This window comes from Desulfuromonas acetexigens, from assembly GCF_900111775.1.
GTDB lineage: Bacteria > Desulfobacterota > Desulfuromonadia > Desulfuromonadales > Trichloromonadaceae > Trichloromonas > Trichloromonas acetexigens.
On sequence record NZ_FOJJ01000024.1, the window covers coordinates 1 to 1,970 of the forward strand.

1 protein-coding gene is annotated in these 1,970 nt (G+C 59.7%); it reads right to left on the reverse strand.

Annotated elements, in window-relative coordinates:
- Positions 1 to 127: 127 nt before the first annotated feature.
- Positions 128 to 1,465 (reverse strand): group II intron reverse transcriptase/maturase, encoded by a 1,338-nt coding sequence (gene ltrA / locus BQ4888_RS10675; RefSeq protein ID WP_092057171.1) that lies wholly within the window; start codon positions 1,463 to 1,465, stop codon positions 128 to 130.
- Positions 1,466 to 1,970 lie beyond the last annotated feature (505 nt).

Genomic DNA, 1,970 nt, shown 5'->3' on the forward strand with positions numbered 1-1,970 from the left:
CTCGGCTTATCCGTTTCCGTCCCTTTCGTCCGACGGTGTCTAAATGGCCTTGCCGTGGCTGTTTGGACCAGCCCTCCCTCATCAAACCGTGCGTGCGGTTTTCCCGCACACGGCTTTCCGATGTTCTTCACCGCAGGGCATGCGCCCTTGTCCAGCCCGCTGTCGTCGGCACTTTGTAGAGTCCGTATTGCGCGTACAGGACTCGATTTCCAAACCGGGCGTAGCCTTCTCGGCGATTTCTGACCTTGTGGCGCTTGCGCAGGTGGGTCCGCAGTCGCTCTTCCACATGGCCTCGAACGTGTTCGAGAACCTTGCTGCAATTGCGAAAGTGGAAGTAATTGACCCAACCCCTCACGGTTCTGTTGACTTCCGTGACCACCACCTCCAGCGGTAGCCGTGTACGGTTGCGTTCCGTCAGGTCCGTGACGCGGTCCTTGATCGTCTTGATGGCTTTCTTCGAAGGTTGAACGTGGGCGTAATGGTTGCCCGTTCGGCGACTTTTTCCCATCTGGATTTCAAATCCGAGAAAGTCGAACCGATCCTGAAAGACGTCGACGATCCGCGTCTTGTCTGGGTTCAGGATCAGTTCCATCCGTTCCAGAATCTGCTTCAGCACGGCCAGCGGCCGTTCGTGACCACGTCGACACAGAATCACGATGTCGTCGGCGTAGCGCACGATGCGGGCGCCGAGTCGCTGTTGCAAGCGCCGCCGCTCCCATATCCTATCCAAAAGATGCAGGTAGAGGTTGGCGAGCAGGGGCGAAATGACCCCGCCCTGCGGCGTTCCCAGGCGGTTATCCTTGCCGCCTCCGACTGTCCGCTTCGTTCCGTCCTGATCCTCTTCCACGACCGGGGCCTTGAGCCACATCCGGAGCAGATGCAGAATCTGTCCGTCGCTGATGCGCTCGGCGACCAGGGTCATGAGTTTGGCGTGGGGGATGGTGTCGAAATATCGGGACAGGTCGGCGTCGATGACTTCGGTATACCCACGATTGAGGCTGTGGGAGACGTCTTCGACGGCGTCATGGGTTGACTTCCTTGGCCGGAAACCGTAGGAGGTTTCGCAGAAGTCGGCTTCGAAGATCGGCTCGATGACCAACTTGACGGCCATCTGCGCCACCCGGTCGCGGATGGTCGGAATCCCCAGCGGTCGCATACTGCCGTTGCTCTTGGGGATCATGACCCTCCGGCCGGGGCTCGGTTTGTACGTCTGGTTTTTCAGTGCCTCCGCCAACTCCGCCACGAAGGCGGTTGCCCCTTCCGTTGCCTCGATGGCCGCGAAGGTGACGCCGTCGATGCCGGCGCTCCCCTTGTTGGCGCGAACCAGGTCGTAGGCATGACTGAGGGTGTCGGCCCGATAGACCTTGTCATACAAGGAATAGAAGCGGAAGGCCGTCTCCTGCTTGGCCTTGCGGTAGAGTTTCCGCTGTAGCGTCCTGATGGTGTCCGGGGTTGTTAGCGCCATGGCAATCCCCTCATCCTCCGCTCGTTGGTCACATGAACAAAGCAGGGCTCCTTCCCTCGGGCGAGGTTATGTTGTCCGTCGCCCTCGAACGGTACTATGAGCCCATCCGACTCCCGATGTGGCCCGCCGCGATTTCGGTCTCCCTTATACGCGGCCGTTGAAGCTCCTCCCGCTTCACCACACCGGGCCTCCAGCACTGGACTGGGAATCATCCGCAACATGCCGCCCCTTCGACCCCGGGAGATTTCACCGGCCGCTTCCGTTTTCTCAGCCCGCGAACTTCGGCCTTCCCCATTTGACCACTGGGTCGGCATCTCCATGGCAAGTAACGAGGCTACCCATAGGTTCACTTCCGTTACGGCCTGCTGCTTTGCCAATTGGGAACTTACGACCCCTGATTACTCAGACGCCGCTCCCTTGAACTACCGGGGTGAACGGACAACTCCCCGGACGGGACTTTAACCCGTTTGATCCACAGTTGTTACTGCGTACGGTCGCGTCTTGC